Below are 18,873 nucleotides of genomic sequence, written 5' to 3'. Positions count from 1 at the left end.
TATCTTCCTGGCGTAGTCGCGTTAACTGTTGGCTTCGCGATCGAGCGTGTCGCGCGGCTGGTGCCGCACGTCCGTGCCCTTCACGATGTAGATGATGAATTCGGCGATGTTCTTCGCGTGATCGCCGATCCGTTCGATCGCCTTCGCGATGAACAGATACTCGAGACCGACCGAGATCGTGCGCGGGTCTTCCTGCATGTACGACACGAGCTTGCGCACGAACGCGCGGAATTCCTGGTCGATTTCCTTGTCGTCCTTGACGATCTGCGCGGCGGCCACCGTATCGAGGCGCGCGAACGCGTCGAGCGCGCGGCGCAGGATCGTCACGGCCATCTCGCCCGACACCTTGATCTCGGCGATGTTCACGGCACGCGCGGCCGGCTCGTCGATCAGGCGGCGCACGCGCTTCGCGATCTTCTCGGCCTCGTCGCCCGCGCGCTCGAGGTTCGTAATCGTTTTCGAAATCGACATCAAAAGACGCAGGTCGCGTGCGGCCGGCTGCCTCCGCGCGATGATGTTCCCGCACTCCTGGTCGATGTCGACTTCCATCGCGTTCAGCGTTTCCTCGGCCGCGATCACGCGTTCGGCCGCGTCGCGGTCGAACTCGTTGAGCGCATGCATTGCGCCGACGATCTGCGACTCGACGAGCCCGCCCATCTCCAGCACCTTCGACGACACCGCGTTCAGATCGGCGTCGAACTGGCTCGACAGATGTTTATCCGACATGATTGTTGTTCCCCGTCATCAGCCGAAACGGCCGGTGATGTAGTCTTCGGTTTCCTTGCGTACCGGCTTGATGAAGATCTTTTCGGTTTCGCCGAATTCGATCAGCTCGCCCAGGTACATGTAGGCCGTGAAGTCCGAGCAGCGTGCGGCTTGCTGCATGTTGTGCGTGACGATCACGACCGTGTAGTCGCTCTTGAGCTCGGCGATCAACTCCTCGATACGGCCCGTCGAGATCGGATCGAGCGCCGAACACGGCTCGTCGAGCAGCAGCACTTCCGGACGGATCGCGATGCCGCGCGCGATGCAAAGCCGCTGCTGCTGGCCGCCCGACAGCCCGTAGCCGCTCTGGTTCAGCTTGTCCTTCACCTCGTTCCAGAGCGCGGCCTTCGTCAGCGCCCACTCGACGCGGTCGTCCATCTCCGAGCGCGTGAGTTTTTCGAACATCTTCACGCCGAACGCGATGTTGTCGTAGATCGACATCGGAAACGGCGTCGGCTTCTGGAACACCATGCCGATCCGGGCGCGCAGCAGCGAGATGTCGCGCTTCGACGTCAGCAGGTTCTCGCCGTCCATCAGGATTTCGCCTTCGGCGCGCTGCTCCGGATAGAGCGCGTACATCTTGTTGAACGTGCGCAGCAGCGTCGACTTGCCGCAGCCCGACGGGCCGATGAACGCCGTCACCTTCCCTTCCGGAATGCGCAGGTTGATGTTCTTCAGCGCATGGAACTTGTTGTAGAAGAAGTTGAGGTTGTTGACCTCGATCTTCGCATTCAGCGGCGCGAGCGGGCGGCCGTTGGCCGCGTCGCGCGTGCCGGCGGGCGCAGCCGTGCGCTCGACGGGATTCAGGTGGCTTTCTGCCATATTCATCGGATTGCTCCGCCGTTACTTTTTCGAGAAGACCGAGCGCGCCAGGATATTGAGTCCGAGCACCCCGAGCGTAATCAGGAACACGCCTGCCCATGCGAGCGACTGCCACTCGGCGAACGGGCTCATCGCGAACTTGAAGATCGTGACCGGCAGGTTCGCCATCGGCTGGCTCATGTCGAACGAGAAGAACTGGTTCGACAGCGCGGTGAACAGCAGCGGCGCCGTTTCGCCGGCGATCCGCGCGACCGCGAGCAGCACGCCCGTCACGATCCCGCCGAGCGATGCGCGCAGCGTGATCTTCAACACCATGCGCCACTTCGGCGTGCCGAGCGCGACGGCCGCTTCGCGCAGCGCGTTCGGCACGAGCTTCAGCATGTTCTCGGTCGTGCGGATCACGATCGGAATCTGCAGCAGCGCGAGTGCGATCACGCCGGCCCAGCCGGAGAAGCGTCCCGACTTCGCGACGACGAGCGCATACACGAACAGCCCGACGACGATCGACGGCGCCGACAGCAGGATGTCGTTGATGAAGCGGATCGTGCTCGCGAGCAGATTCTTCTGCCCGTATTCGGCGAGGTAGACGCCCGCGAGGATGCCGATCGGCGTGCCGATCAGCGTACCGAAGCCGCAGAGCAGCAGGCTGCCGACGATCGCGTTCGCGAGACCGCCGCCTTCGGTGTTCGGCGGCGGCGTCGATTCGGTGAACAGCTGCAGCGACAGGCCGCCGATGCCGAGATGCAGCGTCGTGTACAGAATCCACACGAGCCACAGCAGGCCGAATGCCATCGCGCCGAGCGACGCCGTCAGCGCGACCGCGTTGGTCAGCTTGCGCTTGCGCTGCAGCCGCGTGCGCATCGCCTCGAGCGCGGCGCCGTCCGGTCCCGGAAAATTCATCATGCGCTCGCTCATTTCTTGCCTTCTCCCTTCTCGAGACGCAGCAGCATCAGCTTCGAGATGGCCAGCACGATAAACGTGATCACGAACAGGATCAGGCCCAGTTCCATCAGCGCGGACGTATGCAGGCCCGGCTGCGCTTCCGCGAATTCGTTCGCGAGCGCCGACGTGATGCTGTTGCCGGGCGCGAACAGCGACGCGCTGTCGAGCAGGTTCGTGTTGCCGATCACGAACGTGACGGCCATCGTCTCGCCGAGCGCGCGGCCGAGGCCGAGCATCACGCCGCCGATCACGCCCGTCTTCGTATACGGCAGCACGACCTTCCACATCACTTCCCAGGTCGTGCAGCCGATGCCGTACGCCGACTCCTTCAGCAGCACGGGCGTCACTTCGAACACGTCGCGCATCACCGACGCGATGTACGGGATGATCATGATCGCCAGGATCACGCCCGCCGCGAGAATGCCGATCCCGATCGGCGGGCCCGAGGTCAGCGGGCCGAGAATCCAGACGTTCTCGAACAGGCGGCCGATCGGCTTCTGAAAGTACTGCGCGAAGATCGGCGCGAAGATCAGCAGCCCCCACATGCCGTACACGATCGACGGAATCGCGGCGAGCAGCTCGATCGCGATGCCGAGCGGACGGCGCAGCCACACGGGCGACAGCTCGGTCAGGAACAGCGCGATGCCGAAGCTGACGGGCACCGCGATCACGAGCGCGATCAGCGAGGTGACGACCGTGCCGTAGATCGGCACGAGCGCACCGTAGACGTCCGAGTTCGGATCCCACTCGGCGTGCCACAGAAAGCCGATGCCGAACTTTTCGATCGTCGGCATCGACGCAATGATCAGTGAAACGATGATCCCGCCGAGCAGCAGCAGGGTCACGATCGCGGCGAGCCGCGCGAGGCCGCCGAACACGATATCGCCGACACGGCCGGGCGCACGTTGCGCTTCGCCGCCGGCGGACCGTGAAGACGGATAGGAAATATCAGACATGGGTGCCTGCTTTTGAACGCCGGACGCCGTAACGCCCGGCCTTACTGCACACACTGCCCGGCCGGCGCGGCCGGGCAGCGAACCGCTGCAACGCTTACTCCGCGGCGATCGGCTTGCCCGATGCGTCGGTCACCTTCACCTTCCATTGCTTGCGGATTTCCGCTTCGACCGCCGCCGGCAGCGAGATGTAGTCGAGGCTGTCCGCCGCCTTCTCGCCGTTCTTGAACGCCCAGCTGAAGAACTTCAGCGTTTCGGCGCCCTGCTCCGGCTTGTCCTGCTTTGCGTGCAGCAGCACGAACGTCGCGCCGACGACCGGCCATGCGTCCTTGCCCGGCTCGTCCGTCAGGATCTGGTAGAACGACTTCGACCAGTTCGCGCTCGCGGCCGCGGCCTTGAACGTTTCGGTCTTCGGCTCGACCACCGCACCCGACGAGTTCTTCAGCGCCGTGTACGTCATGTTGTTCTTCTTCGCGTACGCCCATTCGACATAGCCGATCGCGCCCGGCAGGCGCTGCACGAACGCGGCGACGCCGTCGTTGCCCTTGCCGCCCGTACCCGTCGGCCAGTTGACCGTCGTGCCTTCACCGATCTTCGACTTCCACTCGCCGTTGACCTTCGACAGGTAGTTCGTCCAGATGAAGCTCGTGCCCGAGCCGTCCGCGCGGCGGACGACCGCGATGTCCGTATCCGGCAGCTTGACCTTCGGGTTCAGCGCGGCGATCGCCGGATCGTTCCACTTCTTGATCTTGCCGAGATAGATGTCGCCGAGCACCGGGCCCGACAGCGTCAGTTCGCCGGCCTTCACGCCCGGCACGTTGACGACCGGCACCACGCCGCCGACGACCGTCGGGAACTGGAACAGGCCTTCCTTCGCGAGTTCGTCATCCTTCAGCGGTGCGTCCGAACCGGCGAAATCGACCGTCTTCGCGACGATCTGCTTCAGGCCGCCCGACGAACCGATACCCTGGTAGTTGACCTTCGCGCCGCCGGACTGCTGATAATCGGCAGCCCATTTCGTGTAGATCGGCATCGCGAACGTGCTGCCTGCCCCCGTGATGTCGGCTGCGTGGGCGGCAACGGCGAAAAGCGCGCCAGCCAGGCCGGCAATCGCGGTTTGCATCAATTTCATGAGACCTCCAGTGTGTGAGCGGATGACTACGGCACCGCGAAGGTTAGGGGCTGCTCATGACGATAATGTGACAATCGATGAAACTGGCGTGACAGTAACATGACTGGTTGAAAGCGAGTAGCGCGCGGCGTTGTTACCGGCGCGGCGATCGCGGGGGTCGGATGGCGGTATAAGTTACCGCTCGCGCATGCGGCGAGGATGGAGGATTCGGCGCTGCAGCGCGGTTGGATGCAGGGCGACGAAGAACGGTGTGTGCCGTTTGGTTGGACTAGCGCGTGGGTGGGAATGGGGTCGAAAGCGCGAAAGCGCACGATCTACAAACTGCTCGGCATGGAGGCCCGCTGCAATGCCTCGACCGACGATGACGGCAGTAGATATTCGCGATCGTCGGCGCGCGTACTTGCATGCAGATAAAAGCGCGGCGCCCCTACAGGCGCCGCGCTCCTTTTGATCATGCGGCCGGCGCGCCGCTACCCGGCGCCCACCGACCGCTTCGACGTCACGCCGTCGCCGCGCGTACCGCTTCGGCGATCGCTTCCGCGTGGCGCGTCGCGTCGGCCGCCTGTTGCGCCTCGACCATCACGCGCAGCACCGGTTCGGTCCCCGACGCGCGGATCAGCACGCGGCCGCTGCCGGCGAGCGCCGCTTCGGCCGTCTCGATCGCCGCGCGGATCGACGCACTGCCCTTCCAGTCGGCGCCCGGCTTCATCCTTACGTTGATCAGCTTCTGCGGGAACAGCGTCACGCCGTCGAGCATCTGCGCGAGCGTCTTGCCGCTGCGCTTGAGCGCCGCGAGCACGAGCAGCGCCGACACGATGCCGTCGCCCGTCGAATGGCGATCGAGCGACAGGATGTGGCCCGAGCCTTCCGCGCCGAGCTGCCAGCCGTGTTCGCGCAGTTTTTCGAGCACGTAGCGGTCGCCGACCGCCGCGCGCACGAATTGGACGCCCGCACGCTGCAGCGCGACTTCGACCGCGAGGTTCGTCATCAGCGTGCCGACCGCGCCTTCGACCTTGCCGTCGGTCGCGATCCGGTCCTGCACGAGCACGTAGAGCAGTTCGTCGCCGTTGTAGAGGCGGCCCGACGCGTCGACGATCTGCAGGCGGTCCGCGTCGCCGTCGAGCGCGATCCCGAGGTCCGCGCGATTCGCGCGCACGGCGCGCATCAGCGCGTCGGGCGCAGTCGCGCCGACACCGTCGTTGATGTTGAAGCCGTTCGGCGCGACGCCGATCGGAATCACGTCCGCGCCGAGCTCGTGGAACACGTGCGGCGCGACCTGATACGCGGCGCCGTGCGCGCAGTCGACGACGAGCTTCAGCCCGCGCAGGTCGAACGCGGCCGGGAACGTGCTCTTGCAGAACTCGATGTAGCGACCGGCCGCGTCGTCGAGGCGGCGTGCCTTGCCGAGGCCGTCCGACGGCGCGCACTCGAGCGGCTTGTCGAGCCACGCCTCGATCGCGGCTTCGGTGTCGTCCGGCAGCTTGTTGCCGTCCGCCGAGAAGAACTTGATCCCGTTGTCCGGATACGGATTGTGCGACGCGCTGATCACGACGCCCGCCGACAGCCGCAGCGCGCGCGTCAGATACGCGACGCCCGGCGTCGGCATCGGGCCGGCCAGCATCACGTCGACGCCCGCCGCCGAGAAACCGGCCTCGAGCGCGGCCTCGAGCATGTAGCCCGACACGCGCGTGTCCTTGCCGATCAGCACCGTCGGCCGCGCACCGGGCGCGACGTCCGCCGTACCCGCGAGCACCTTGCCGGCCGCATAGCCGAGGCGCAACACGAAATCGGGCGTGATCGGCGCATCGCCGACCGTGCCGCGAATGCCATCCGTGCCGAAATATCGACGTCCCATGACGAATCTTCCTCCTTCGGTTTTCTGACTTATCGTTGCCGCGCGGCTTCGCGCACGGCACACCATACTTTCAGCGCGTCCACCGTCGCCGCGACGTCGTGCACGCGCACGATCGCGGCGCCGCGCTCGACCGCGCACAACGCGGCGGCGACACTCGCCGCGATCCGCTCCATCGGCGGCTTGCCGCCGATCACCGCGCCGAGCATCGACTTGCGCGACATCCCGGCGAGCACCGGATACGCGCGTCCGTCGGGCCGCAGCGGCGCCGTGTCGGGCAGCGCGGCCAGCAGCGCATAGTTGTCGTCGACGACTGCCTTGCCGAACCCGAAACCGGGATCGACGCAAATCCGTTCCGGCGCGACGCCGGCGTCGCGCAGCGCCTGCACGCGTGCCGCGAGAAAATCGCGCACGTCCGCGACGACGTCGCCGTAATCGGGCTCGCCGACCTGCATCGTCTGCGGCTCGCCGAGCATGTGCATCGCACAGAGTCCGCTGTCGCCGTCGCGCACGGCGTCGATCGCGCCCGGCTGACGGAAACCCCAGATGTCGTTGATCAAGTCCGCACCGGCCGCGAGCGCCGCGCGCATGACCGCAGGCTTGTACGTGTCGATCGACAACGGCACGTTGAGCGGCCGCAGCGCTTCGACGAGCGGGATCACGCGTGCGAGCTCTTCATCGAGCGGCACGGGCGGCGCACCGGGACGCGTCGATTCGCCGCCGATATCGAGTATGTCGGCGCCGTCGGCAATCATCCGTTCGGCTTGTCGCACTGCGTCGTCGTAGGCGAGAAAACGGCCGCCGTCGGAAAACGAATCGGGCGTCGCGTTCAGGATGCCCATCACGAGCGGGCGTTCGAAGGTCAGCGTGAAGCGGCCGCAGCGCAGCGGCGCGGGAATGGGCGGGGAAGCGGTGGAATCGGACACGGAGCGGCTGAGGGGGAGAATACAAAACGGGCCGGTGTGGAACCACACCAGCCCGTGAACGGTGCTAGGACGAAGTTTATACCGGCGAGGCAGGTGCCGGTGCGTTGCCCGGCTTCACCTCGGCAGCGGCGCCGCCGCCCGGCGAATCGCCGCCGACGGCCGGCGTGCTCTTCGGCGAGCGCGGCGGACGCCCTTCCATGATGTCGTTGATCTGATCGGCGTCGATCGTTTCCCACTCCATCAGCGCGGCCGTCATCGCTTCGACCTTGTCGCGGTTCTCTTCGAGCAGACGACGCGCGAGGTTGTACTGCTCGTCGAGCACGCGGCGGATTTCCGCGTCGACCTTCTGCTGCGTCGCTTCCGAGATCGTGCGCGTGAAGCCGCGGCCGAACGGACCGCCGTCGTTCTCGTCGTCGACGTAGACCATCGGCCCGAGCGCGTCCGTCATCCCGAAGCGGGCGACCATCGCACGTGCCGTCTGCGTCGCCTTGTTGAAGTCGTCCGACGCGCCGGTGCTGATCAGGTTCAGGAACAGCTCCTCGGCCACGCGGCCGCCGAACAGGATCGCGAGGCGGTCGAGCAGATAGTCCTTCGAATACGTCTCGTTGTCGTGCTCCGGCAGCTGCCACGTCACACCGAGCGCACGCCCGCGCGGAATGATCGTGACCTTGTGCACCGGGTCGGCCTTCGGCAACAGCTTCGCGATCACCGCGTGACCCGACTCGTGATAGGCGGTCGCGCGCTTCGCTTCCTCGCGGATCACGGCCGACTTGCGCTCCGGACCCATGAAGATCTTGTCCTTCGCGTCCTCGAAGTCCTGCATCTCGACGATGCGCTTGCCGCGACGCGCGGCGAACAGCGCCGCCTCGTTCACGAGGTTCGCGAGATCGGCACCCGAGAAGCCCGGCGTGCCGCGCGCGATGACGGCGGCATCGACGTCGTTCGCGATCGGCACCTTGCGCAGGTGCACGCGCATGATCTGCTCGCGACCGCGGATGTCCGGCAAACCGACATAGACCTGACGGTCGAAACGGCCCGGACGCAGCAGCGCCTTGTCGAGCACGTCCGAACGGTTCGTCGCGGCGATCACGATCACGCCCGAATTCGCTTCGAAGCCGTCCATCTCGACGAGCATCTGGTTCAGCGTCTGCTCGCGCTCGTCGTTGCCGCCGCCCATGCCGGCGCCGCGATGACGGCCGACCGCGTCGATTTCGTCGATGAACACGATACACGGCGCATGCTTCTTCGCCTGCTCGAACATGTCGCGCACGCGGGCCGCGCCGACGCCGACGAACATTTCGACGAAGTCCGAACCCGAGATGCTGAAGAACGGCACCTTCGCTTCACCCGCGATCGCGCGGGCGAGCAGCGTCTTGCCGGTACCCGGCGGGCCGACGAGCAGCACGCCGCGCGGAATGCGGCCGCCGAGCTTCTGGAATTTCTGCGGATCGCGCAGGAAGTCGACGAGCTCGGACACTTCTTCCTTCGCTTCGTCGCAGCCCGCGACGTCGGAGAAGTTGACCGCGTTGTTGTTCTCGTCGATCAGCCGCGCACGCGACTTGCCGAACGAAAATGCGCCGCCTTTGCCGCCGCCCTGCATCTGCCTCATCATGTAGAACCAGAACACGATGATCAGGATCGTCGGCCCGAGATAGTACAGCGCGGACATCAGCGCGTTCGGCTCGTCGTCGGCCTTGCCGCTGACCTGCACGCCGTACTTCATCAGATCGCCGACCATCCAGATGTCGCCCGGCGACACGATCTGGTATTTCTGGCCATCGGCCGGAGTGACGGTGAGGTTGCGCCCCTGCACGACGACATTCTTGACCTTGCCCTTCTTGGCGTCATCCATGAACTGCGAATAGGACACACCTTCCTGGACGCGGGGCTTGTCGAACTGCTTGAACACCGTAAACAGCACCAGTGCAATCACCAGCCACACTGCTGCCTTCGAAAACATATTGTTGTTCAAAGCACCACTCCTTCACTCGTAGACGAGCGCCTACATTTTCCTTGCGGCGCTCCTCGGTCATTCTAATCCAGTCCGACCACCCCTGCCATAAGCATTGACAACCGCCGCGATAGCGATTCGCTTGTCCGGCAAGGGCCGCGGCCCGTTTGCGGCATCCTGCCCGCGTTACCGCGGATGCTTCAGATGCCGGCCCAAAATGAACGTTTCGGACGATTTGTCGCGGGACGCCTTGGGCTTGCGTGGTGCGACCACCTTAAACTGCTGTTTGAACTTTTCGACGATCTGGCTGTAGCCGCTGCCGTGGAAACACTTGACGAGCAACGCGCCGTCCGGCTTCAGGTGATTCTGCGCAAATTCGAGCGCCAGATCGCACACGTGCTCGATGCGCGCCGCATCCGCCGACGCCACTCCCGACAGGTTGGGGGCCATGTCGGAAATAACAAGGTCGACCGTGCGGCCTTCGAGCACGGCCTCGAGCTGATGCAGCACCTCGTCCTCGCGAAAGTCGCCCTGGATGAAGTGCACGTCGGCGATCGGCTCCATGGGCAGCATGTCGAGCGCAACGATCGTGCCGTCGATGCCGCCCTCGCGCACGGTGTCGCGCTTCTTGCCCTGCGCGAGCTTGTTGCGCGCATACTGGCTCCAGCTGCCGGGCGCCGCGCCGAGATCGACGATCACCTGGCCGGGCCGGATCAGCTTGTCCTGCTCGTCGATTTCCTTGAGTTTGTATGCCGCGCGCGCGCGATAGCCCTCCCGCTGCGCCATTTTGACGTACGGGTCGTTGATGTGGTCGTGCAGCCAGTGCTGGTTGAAGCGGTTTTTTGCCATTCGAAAGAGAGATTGCTGCCGTATGCTTCGTGAAGCCGCGCTTTTGGCGGATAATACGCGTCTTCTTCGCGCGGCTACGGCCCCTTTTGAGGCCCAAGCCGCGATTTTACGTGGTTTCGGCGCGCCGCTGACGCAGTCGCTGCGCAGCGATCGCTTTTCGTGCAGCGCGCCCCTAATTTGATTTCGATAATTCCATGCCCGCCCTTTCGCTTTCCCCCGCCGAGCGCTCCGCGCTGCGCTCCCAGGCCCATGCGCTCAAGCCCGTCGTGCTGATCGGCGCCGAAGGGCTGACCGACGCCGTGCTGAAGGAAATCAAGGTGCACCTCGACGCGCACCAGTTGATCAAGATCCGCGTGTTCGGCGACGAGCGCGACGAGCGCGTCGCGATCTACGACGAAATCTGCGACCGGCTCAACGCCGCGCCGATCCAGCACATCGGCAAGCTGCTCGTGATCTGGAAACCGGAAGCGCCCGCCGCCGCACCGTCGCGCGGCCGTCGTGCCGCCGGCGCGCTGCCGAGCGCCGGCGAAGCGGCCGACACGAAAAAGGGACGCGCGCCGCGCGTCGTCAAGGTCGTCAAGGTGTCGCCGAACGCGAGCCCGGTGCGCCGCCCGAAGCCGACGAAGGTCGTCGTGCGCGGCAACGAGCGCGTGACGGCCGGCGGCACCGTGAAGCGCGCGAAAAAGCGCCAGACGAGCACGAAGCGGCCGTTCCAGAACAAGTAACGCGCGTCGCGCGGGCCGCGGCACGTTCGCGGGCCGCGCCGCCTCGCCCGCGCCCGCTCAGGCGTCGCGCGCCGGCAGACGCCAGATCAGCATCAGCCCCAGCACGCTCTCGACGAGGTAGAACAGGCTCGAGATGCCGTGCAGCATCCCGAAGCGGCTCGCGTACGGCGAGTTCGCGATATCGGTGCCCGCTTCCATCGCGGCCACGCGCAGCGCGTTCATGAACGGCTGCAGCGCGAAATAGCCGATCAGCACGCACGCGACCATCGCGGCGACGACCCAGCGTACGCGCCGGTACTCGCCGCTGCCGCGCCGCACCTGCTGATTCGACAGCGCGAGCAGCAGCACGCCGCACACGACGCCGAGGATCGCCTCGATCCGGAACAGTTGCGCCGCGACCGAGCCGGCCGTCATCCGCTCGAGCGTGCGGAACAGCACGGGCGCGACCGCATAGCCGATCGTCAGCAGACTGCCGACCCATACGGCCGACAGCAGACGGAACACGCGGTGCGGCATCACGTCGCCCCGCGTCAGATGTAGCTGACCGAGATGATTTCGTATTCGCGCACGCCGCTCGGCGCCTGCACGGCCGCGACGTCGCCTTCCGACTTGCCGATCAGCGCGCGCGCGATCGGCGAGCTGACCGAGATCAGGCCGTGGTCGATGTCCGCTTCGTCGTCGCCGACGATCTGGTACTTCACGGTGTCGCCGGACTCGAGATCCTCGAGTTCGACCGTCGCGGCAAACACCACGCGGCCGTCGGCCTCGAGAACGGTCGGATCGATGATCTGCGCGGCCGACAGCTTCGATTCGAGTTCTGCGATGCGACCCTCGATGAAGCCCTGCTTTTCCTTGGCGGCGTCGTATTCGGCGTTTTCGGACAGATCGCCCTGTGCGCGGGCCTCCGCGATCGCATTGATCACGGCCGGCCGCTCGACGGACTTGAGGCGCTGCAATTCATCGCGCAGTTGCTCTGCGCCACGCTTTGTCAACGGAATGGTGCTCATAAACGGCTCAATCGCTAAAAAACGGCTATAAAAAAAATCACCGCGATTAAGCGCATTCCCGGCGGACCGGAAACGCCGCTTAACCGCGGCACGTGATGCTTCGACAGGTAACTGACCGCTTAGTTTAGGCGACCATGAAGACCTTGTAAATCATAGACTTCCAGATCCTTCAGGTAGCGCAGCCCCTCGACCGCCGCGCGTGCGCCCGACATCGTCGTGTAGTACGTGACCTTGTGCGCCTGCGCGCTCATCCGGATCGAACGCGAGTCGGCGATCGCCTGGCGCGTCTCGTCGACGGTCGTGAACACGAGCGCGATCTCGCCGTTCTTGATCATGTCGACGATGTGCGGACGGCCGTCCTTCACCTTGTTGACGACCTTCACCGGCACGCCGGCCGCTTCGATCGCGGCAGCCGTGCCCTTCGTCGCGACGATCGGATAGCCGAGATCGTGCAGCATGCGCGCGACTTCGACGGCCTTCGGCTTGTCGGCGTCCATCACCGTCAGCAGCACGGTGCCCGACTCCGGCAGGCGCGAGCCGGCCGCGAGCTGCGACTTGAACAGCGCCTCGCCGAACGTGCGGCCGACACCCATCACTTCGCCGGTCGAGCGCATTTCGGGCCCGAGCACCGGGTCGACGGTCGGGAACTTCACGAACGGGAACACCGCTTCCTTCACGCTGAAGTACGGCGGCTCGATCTCCTTCGTCACGCCCTGCTGCGCGAGCTTCTGGCCGACCATGGCGCGCGCCGCGATCTTCGCGAGCGGCAGGCTCGTCGCCTTCGACACGTACGGCACCGTGCGCGAGGCGCGCGGGTTCACTTCGAGCACGTAGATGATGTCCTGCTTCGAGCCGTCCGCCTGCGGTACCTGCTGAATCGCGAACTGCACGTTCATCAGGCCGACCACGTTCAACGCCTTCGCCATCGCGGCGGTCTGGCGCTTCAGCTCGGCCACCGTCTCCTTCGACAGCGAGTACGGCGGCAGCGAGCATGCCGAGTCGCCCGAGTGGACGCCCGCCTGCTCGATGTGCTCCATCACGCCGCCGATGAACACGGCTTCGCCGTCGCAGATGCAGTCGACGTCGCATTCGATCGCATCGTTCAGGAAGCGGTCGAGCAGCACCGGCGAGTCGTTCGACACCTTCACGGCCTCGCGCATGTAGCGCTCGAGATCGCGCGGCTCGTGGACGATTTCCATCGCGCGGCCGCCGAGCACGTACGACGGACGCACGACGAGCGGATAGCCGATTTCGGCGGCCAGCTCGAGCGCCTCCTCTTCGTTGCGCGCGGTGCGGTTCGGCGGCTGGCGCAGGCCGAGGTCCTGCAGCAGCTTCTGGAAGCGCTCGCGGTCTTCGGCCGCGTCGATCATGTCCGGCGACGTGCCGATGATCGGCACGCCGTGCGCCTCGAGGTCGAGCGCGAGCTTCAGCGGCGTCTGGCCGCCGTACTGGACGATCACGCCGACCGGCTTTTCCTTGTCGACGATCTCGAGCACGTCTTCGAGCGTCAGCGGCTCGAAGTACAGGCGGTCGGACGTGTCATAGTCGGTCGACACCGTTTCCGGGTTGCAGTTGACCATGATCGTCTCGTAGCCGTCTTCGCGCATCGCGAGCGCCGCGTGCACGCAGCAGTAGTCGAACTCGATGCCCTGGCCGATCCGGTTCGGACCGCCGCCGAGCACCATGATCTTCTTGTTCGACGTCGGCTGCGCCTCGCACTCTTCCTCGTAGGTCGAGTACATGTACGCGGTTTTCGTCGCGAATTCGGCCGCGCAGGTGTCGACGCGCTTGTACACCGGGCGCACGTTCAGTTCGACGCGACGGCGGCGCACGTCGTCGGGCTTCGCGCCGAGCAGCTTCGCGAGGCGGCGGTCGGAAAAACCGCTCTGCTTCAGGAAGCGCAGTTCGTCGGCCGTCAGCGATGCGAGCGTGCGGCCCGCGAGCGCCTTCTCCTTCAGGATGATCTGCTCGATCTGCGCGAGGAACCACGGGTCGATCGCCGTTTCCGCGTAGATCTCCTCGGCCGTCATGCCGATCCGGAACGCGTCGCCGACGTACCAGATCCGATCCGGGCCCGGCTCGTGGATCTCGATCGCGATTTCGTCGCGGTCGGTCGACTTCTCGTCGAGACCGTCGACGCCGACCTCGAGGCCGCGCAGCGCCTTCTGGAACGACTCCTGGAACGTGCGGCCGATCGCCATCACTTCGCCGACCGACTTCATCTGCGTGGTCAGGCGAGAATCGGCTTCGCGGAATTTCTCGAACGCGAAACGCGGGATCTTCGTGACGACGTAGTCGATCGTCGGTTCGAACGAGGCCGGCGTCTGGCCGCCGGTGATTTCGTTCTTCAGCTCGTCGAGCGTGTAGCCGACGGCGAGCTTCGCCGCGACCTTCGCGATCGGGAAGCCGGTCGCCTTCGAGGCGAGCGCCGACGAACGCGACACGCGCGGGTTCATCTCGATGACGACCATCCGGCCGTCCTTCGGGTTGATCGCGAACTGCACGTTCGAGCCGCCCGTGTCGACGCCGATCTCGCGCAGCACCGCGAGGGAGGCGTTGCGCAGGATCTGGTATTCCTTGTCGGTCAACGTCTGCGCCGGTGCGACGGTGATGGAGTCGCCGGTATGCACGCCCATCGGGTCGAGGTTTTCGATCGAGCAGACGATGATGCAGTTGTCGGCGCGGTCGCGCACGACTTCCATCTCGTATTCCTTCCAGCCGAGCAGCGATTCCTCGATCAGCAGCTCGCGCGTCGGCGAGAGATCGAGGCCGCGCTTGCAGATTTCCTCGAATTCCTCGCGGTTGTACGCGATGCCGCCGCCCGAGCCGCCGAGCGTGAACGACGGACGGATCACGACCGGATAGCCGCTGCCGCCGGTGGCCGCCATGATCTCCGCATGCACCTTGCTCGCCTCTTCCATCGAGTGCGCGATGCCCGACTTCGCGGAGCCGAGGCCGATCTTCGTCATCGCGTCCTTGAACTTCTGGCGGTCTTCGGCCTTGTCGATCGCCTCGGGCGACGCGCCGATCAGCTCGACGCCGAACTTCTCGAGCACGCCGTGGTGATGCAGGTCGAGCGCGCAGTTCAGCGCGGTCTGGCCGCCCATCGTCGGCAGGATCGCGTCCGGGCGCTCCTTCTCGATGATGCGCGCGACGACTTCCCAGGTGATCGGCTCGATGTAGGTGACGTCGGCCGTGTTCGGGTCGGTCATGATCGTCGCCGGGTTGCTGTTGACGAGAATGACCTTGTAGCCCTCCTCACGCAGCGCCTTGCATGCCTGTGCGCCCGAGTAGTCGAACTCGCACGCCTGGCCGATGATGATCGGGCCGGCGCCGATGATGAGGATGCTTTTGATGTCTGTGCGTTTTGGCATGGCTTGTGAATTCAATAAGTAATCGTTGTCGTGGTCGGCCGGCTGCGCTCAGCTCATGGTGGCGAGCGCGAGTTTCACCGAGAAGCCGATGAACAGGCCGCCCACGCTGCTCGCCGCGCCGGCCGCGAGCCTGCGGCGGCGGCGGAAATGCTCGGCGAGCCGCGCGCCCGCGAAGATCAGCGTGCTCAGGTACAGGAAGCTCGCGCATTGCGCGATCGCGCCGAGCACCGCGAACGACAGCGCGGGATGCGGGAATGCCGGATCGACGAACTGGATGAAGAACGAAATGAAGAACAGGATCGCCTTCGGGTTCAGGAGGCTCACGATCAGCGCCTTGCGGAACGGCCGGTCGCCGTCGACGGCGCGCGGCGCTTCGTCCGGCGCGTCGGCGCTCGCGCGCAGCTTGCGCCACGCGCCGCGCAGCATGCCGGTGCCGATGTAGAGCAGATACGCGGCGCCGCCGTACTTGACGACGGAGAACAGCAGCGGGTTCGCCTTCAGCAGCGACGCGACGCCGGCGGCCGACAGCACCATCAGCACCGTATCGCCGACGAACACGCCGCAGGCCGCGCGATAGCCGGCCTTCACGCCGCGCTGCGCCGCGAGCGACAGCACGTACATCGAATTCGGCCCCGGCAGCAGGATGATGAAGATCACGCCGAACACGTAGGTCCAGAGATCCGTGATGCCGAGTGCGTGACCGAACATGATGCGAGCCTCCGTGCGCGCGCCGTTCAGGCGCTGCGCTGCTTCGCCGCGTCCATCAGGGCGGTGAAGCGGTCGAACAGGTAGCCGATGTCGTGCGGGCCCGGCGACGCTTCCGGGTGACCCTGGAAGCAGAACGCCGGCTTGTCGGTGAGCTCGAAGCCCTGCAGCGTGCCGTCGAACAGCGACACGTGCGTCGCGCGCGCGTTGGCCGGCAGCGAGTCGGCGTCGACCGCGAAGCCGTGGTTCTGCGACGTGATCACGACGCGGCCGTCGGCGAGATCCTTCACCGGGTGGTTCGCGCCGTGATGGCCCGTCTTCATCTTCAGCGTCTTGGCGCCGACCGCGAGGCCCATGATCTGGTGGCCGAGGCAGATGCCGAAGGTCGGCACGCCGCGCTCGATGAATTCCTTGGTCGCCGCGATCGCGTAGTCGCACGGCTCCGGATCGCCGGGGCCGTTCGACAGGAAGATGCCGTCCGGATTCAGCGCAAGCGCGTCGGCCGCGCTCGCCTGCGCGGGCAGCACGGTGACCTGGCAGCCGCGCTCCGCGAGCATGCGCAGGATGTTGTACTTGACGCCGAAGTCGTAGGCGACGACGCGGTACTTCGGCGCTTCCTGCATTCCGTAGCCGCTGCCGAGACGCCATTCCGTCTGCTTCCACTCGAACGGGTTCGTCGTCGACACGACCTTCGCGAGATCCATGCCGGCGAGGCCCGGGAACGAGCGCGCGAGTTCGATCGCCTTCGCTGCGTCGTCCGAGCCCGCGAGGATGCAGCCGTTCTGCGCGCCCTTGTCGCGCAGGATGCGGGTCAGCTTGCGGGTATCGATGCCGGCGATCGCGACGACGCCTTCGTCGCGCAGGTAGTCGCCGAGCGTGCGCTCCATCCGGAAGTTCGAGGCGAGCGTGGGCAGATCGCGGATGATCAGGCCCGCGGCATGGACTTTCGTGGCTTCGACGTCTTCGGCGTTCACGCCGACGTTGCCGATATGCGGATAGGTGAGCGTCACGATCTGGCGCGCGTAGCTCGGATCCGTCAGGATTTCCTGATAGCCGGTGATCGCGGTGTTGAACACGACTTCACCGATCGTATGGCCTTCGGCCCCGATCGAATAACCACGAAAGACCGTGCCGTCGGCAAGTGCAAGCAAGGCGGGAGAAAAAGACGGCAACACGGGAGGCTCCTTGGGGAACACCCTGCTGCCGACCTGTCTACCCTGCCGCGCGCACGCCGCGCGGCGTGCGCGCGGGGTCGCTAGCTGGACGCAGCCTGAGTCGTCGACACGCGAACCCGGCGCGGCGCGCACGAGGCTTCGCGGCAACGCCCGACAGGCGGCGTGCGGCGGATGAACGGGATGAGTGAGGTAGGCGCTAGGGTGCGAGGTTGATCAGCACAAACTTTCAAATTATAGCCTGAAAATGGCCCTATCTTCAATCGATACGGCCGTCCGATCGTGCCGCAATGCGGCCCGGCCGCCGCGCGCGCGGCTACGGCCCCGATTTCGCCGCGCGTATCCGTCAGCGTACCGCCGGATCGGCGCGCTGACCAGCATCGCGCGCCGGCCACAGCGACCAGGCGGCGCTCGCGACCTGCAGCGCAAGCAGCACGCCCCACGCGGCGACGTGCGCGGCGACCGGATAGCGGCCGTCGACCGGCGCCCAGTGCGACAGCACCGCGCCGACGCCGATCTGGAACGCGAAGATCAGCAGAAAGATCACGAGCGTGAGCGTCGTGTTCGCGCGCCCGATCAGCTGCGCGGGGAAATGGCCGGCCAGCACCGCATAGGTCAGGATGCCGACGCCGCCGAACATCCCGTAGGCGGCCCAGAGCACGACCGGCGGCAGCGGCACGCGCGCGACGATCGCGGCCTGCGTCGCGACGAACAGCAGCATGCCGATGCTGCAGAACGCATGGACCGACACGCCACGCCGCTCGAGCATGCGCGCGGCCGCGCCGAAGCCGACGCAGCCGCCCATCATCGCGAACCCGAGCACCGACACGAGCCGCGCCGCGTGCGGCGCATCGAAGCCCGCGACATCGCGCAGATACGGCCCGACCCACAGCGACTGCATCGCGTAGAACACGCCCTGCGTGACCATCGAAAACGACGAAATCTTCCAGAATGCGCGACTGCCGAGGATGTGCCAGGTGCCCTTGAACTGGCTGACGAGGCCGCCCTGATGCCGCGGTCGTTCGGCCTCGGGCGCGCCGAAGCCGATCGCGGCCGCGACGACGACGGTCAACACCGCGAGCGCGACGCAGATCGTACGCCAGCTCGTCCAGCCGAGCAGCCAGGTCAACGGCGAGCCGACGGCGACGCCGCCGAGCCCGCCGACCGCCATCACGAGCCCGTTGACGAACGGCAGCCGGCCGACCGGGAAATGCTGCGCGAGCGCCTTGAACGCGGCGCCGAGGCAGACCGAGACGCCGACGCCGATCAGCAGCCGGCCGATCATCATCGTGCCGAGCCCGTGCGCGGCGCCGAACACGGCCGCACCGGCCGCCGCGAACAGCAGCATGCCGGCCGTCACGCGGCGCGGACCGAAATGATCGAGCATCACGCCGGCCGGAATCTGCGCGCCCGCGAAGCCGAGGAAATAGAGACTGGTGAGCAGGCCGAGATCGGCGGCCGACAGGCCGAGTTCATGCGTGACGAACGGCGCGAACCCAAGATTGACGCCGCGAAACACGTACGAGACGAAATACCCGAGCGCAAACAGCGCGAGCACCCTGACCTGCACCGACGACATCGCTCCTCCCGATCGACGTTCCATCCCGCGGCACGATGCCGCACGCAAACGAAAACGCCGTCACCTCGGTGACGGCGTTTCGTCGGATGATAGCGCAGTCGCGCGCCGCAAGCCGGCTC

16 protein-coding genes are annotated in these 18,873 nt (G+C 66.0%); 1 reads left to right on the top strand and 15 read right to left on the bottom strand.

What is annotated here, in order from left to right; translation table 11 throughout:
* Window positions 1-21: 21 nt before the first annotated feature.
* From phoU to ACSHSS_RS20070, 9 genes are all read right to left on the bottom strand, one after another.
* Complete coding sequence (phoU, locus tag ACSHSS_RS20110; protein ID WP_006401038.1) at window positions 22-726, bottom strand: phosphate signaling complex protein PhoU; 705 nt, start codon at window positions 724-726, stop codon at window positions 22-24.
* Window positions 727-744: 18 nt separating this feature from the next.
* Window positions 745-1,593, bottom strand: coding sequence for a phosphate ABC transporter ATP-binding protein PstB (gene pstB / locus ACSHSS_RS20105; RefSeq protein WP_006401039.1), 849 nt, complete (start codon window positions 1,591-1,593; stop codon window positions 745-747).
* 15 nt (window positions 1,594-1,608) lie between these two features.
* Window positions 1,609-2,502: a phosphate ABC transporter permease PstA gene (gene pstA / locus ACSHSS_RS20100; RefSeq protein ID WP_006401040.1), complete on the bottom strand. Its 894-nt coding sequence runs from the start codon at window positions 2,500-2,502 to the stop codon at window positions 1,609-1,611.
* Window positions 2,499-3,485, bottom strand: a complete 987-nt coding sequence (gene pstC / locus ACSHSS_RS20095) for a phosphate ABC transporter permease PstC (protein WP_105854172.1) — start codon at window positions 3,483-3,485, stop codon at window positions 2,499-2,501. Before pstC ends, pstA begins: the two co-directional genes overlap by 4 nt.
* A 94-nt stretch (window positions 3,486-3,579) precedes the next feature.
* Complete coding sequence (gene pstS, locus ACSHSS_RS20090; protein WP_445545450.1) at window positions 3,580-4,614, bottom strand: phosphate ABC transporter substrate-binding protein PstS; 1,035 nt, start codon at window positions 4,612-4,614, stop codon at window positions 3,580-3,582.
* A 499-nt stretch (window positions 4,615-5,113) separates the two neighbouring features.
* Window positions 5,114-6,469, bottom strand: a complete 1,356-nt coding sequence (glmM, locus tag ACSHSS_RS20085) for a phosphoglucosamine mutase (protein WP_035949966.1) — start codon at window positions 6,467-6,469, stop codon at window positions 5,114-5,116.
* 29 nt (window positions 6,470-6,498) lie between these two features.
* On the bottom strand, window positions 6,499-7,392 hold the full coding sequence (gene folP / locus ACSHSS_RS20080) for a dihydropteroate synthase (protein ID WP_445545449.1): 894 nt from the start codon (window positions 7,390-7,392) through the stop codon (window positions 6,499-6,501).
* Between the two features lie 76 nt (window positions 7,393-7,468).
* Window positions 7,469-9,364: an ATP-dependent zinc metalloprotease FtsH gene (gene ftsH / locus ACSHSS_RS20075; RefSeq protein WP_445545448.1), complete on the bottom strand. Its 1,896-nt coding sequence runs from the start codon at window positions 9,362-9,364 to the stop codon at window positions 7,469-7,471.
* A 165-nt stretch (window positions 9,365-9,529) separates the two neighbouring features.
* The gene (locus tag ACSHSS_RS20070; RefSeq protein WP_006417377.1) at window positions 9,530-10,192 is read right to left on the bottom strand and encodes an RlmE family RNA methyltransferase; all 663 of its coding nucleotides are present in this window, start codon (window positions 10,190-10,192) and stop codon (window positions 9,530-9,532) included.
* Window positions 10,193-10,386: 194 nt separating this feature from the next.
* Here ACSHSS_RS20070 and ACSHSS_RS20065 point away from each other — a divergent pair, with 194 nt between their 5' ends.
* On the top strand, window positions 10,387-10,917 hold the full coding sequence (locus ACSHSS_RS20065; protein WP_006401047.1) for a YhbY family RNA-binding protein: 531 nt from the start codon (window positions 10,387-10,389) through the stop codon (window positions 10,915-10,917).
* Window positions 10,918-10,974: 57 nt separating this feature from the next.
* On the opposite strand, the gene ACSHSS_RS20060 is transcribed toward ACSHSS_RS20065, so the two are convergent.
* The 6 genes from ACSHSS_RS20060 to ACSHSS_RS20035 form a co-directional block, all read right to left on the bottom strand.
* Window positions 10,975-11,433: a DUF4149 domain-containing protein gene (locus tag ACSHSS_RS20060; RefSeq protein WP_006401048.1), complete on the bottom strand. Its 459-nt coding sequence runs from the start codon at window positions 11,431-11,433 to the stop codon at window positions 10,975-10,977.
* Between the two features lie 14 nt (window positions 11,434-11,447).
* Window positions 11,448-11,924 carry a transcription elongation factor GreA gene (greA, locus tag ACSHSS_RS20055; protein ID WP_006401049.1) on the bottom strand — a complete coding sequence of 159 codons (477 nt, stop codon included), beginning with the start codon at window positions 11,922-11,924 and terminating at the stop codon, window positions 11,448-11,450.
* A 119-nt stretch (window positions 11,925-12,043) separates the two neighbouring features.
* A complete protein-coding gene (gene carB / locus ACSHSS_RS20050; RefSeq protein WP_006417385.1) occupies window positions 12,044-15,298 on the bottom strand; it encodes a carbamoyl-phosphate synthase large subunit in 3,255 nt (1,084 codons plus the stop codon).
* A 48-nt stretch (window positions 15,299-15,346) separates the two neighbouring features.
* Window positions 15,347-16,006 carry a leucine efflux protein LeuE gene (leuE, locus tag ACSHSS_RS20045; RefSeq protein ID WP_012213689.1) on the bottom strand — a complete coding sequence of 220 codons (660 nt, stop codon included), beginning with the start codon at window positions 16,004-16,006 and terminating at the stop codon, window positions 15,347-15,349.
* 26 nt (window positions 16,007-16,032) lie between these two features.
* Window positions 16,033-17,178, bottom strand: a complete 1,146-nt coding sequence (gene carA / locus ACSHSS_RS20040) for a glutamine-hydrolyzing carbamoyl-phosphate synthase small subunit (protein ID WP_006401052.1) — start codon at window positions 17,176-17,178, stop codon at window positions 16,033-16,035.
* Window positions 17,179-17,521: 343 nt separating this feature from the next.
* Window positions 17,522-18,754: an MFS transporter gene (locus tag ACSHSS_RS20035; RefSeq protein ID WP_105780971.1), complete on the bottom strand. Its 1,233-nt coding sequence runs from the start codon at window positions 18,752-18,754 to the stop codon at window positions 17,522-17,524.
* Window positions 18,755-18,873: the final 119 nt, after the last annotated feature.

The sequence above is a fragment of the Burkholderia sp. BC1 genome, from assembly GCF_052683555.1.
The sequence above is the reverse complement of the archived record's forward strand: the minus strand, read 5'-3'. Positions and strand labels throughout refer to the sequence as shown.